This window comes from Clostridium sp. DFI.1.208 (genome assembly GCF_024463855.1).
Taxonomy (GTDB): domain Bacteria; phylum Bacillota_I; class Bacilli_A; order Erysipelotrichales; family Erysipelotrichaceae; genus Clostridium_AQ.
The window spans coordinates 1-256 of sequence record NZ_JANGCA010000306.1 but is presented as its reverse complement, the minus strand read 5'-3'; the positions used below and the strand labels follow the sequence as shown (position 1 = coordinate 256).

1 rRNA gene is annotated in these 256 nt (G+C 51.2%); it reads left to right on the top strand.

Going from position 1 to position 256, the window contains the following annotated elements:
* Nucleotides 1-256 (top strand): 16S ribosomal RNA (locus NE665_RS24860); the annotation flags it as partial.

Sequence of the window (256 nt, the reverse complement as noted above, 5' to 3'; positions counted from 1 at the left end):
AGTGTGAAACTCAAAGGAATTGACGGGGGCCCGCACAAGCGGTGGAGTATGTGGTTTAATTCGAAGCAACGCGAAGAACCTTACCAGGCCTTGACATGGATACAAAGACTCTAGAGATAGAGGGATAGATATGGATCACACAGGTGGTGCATGGTTGTCGTCAGCTCGTGTCGTGAGATGTTGGGTTAAGTCCCGCAACGAGCGCAACCCTTGTCGCATGTTACCAGCATCAAGTTGGGGACTCATGCGAGACTGC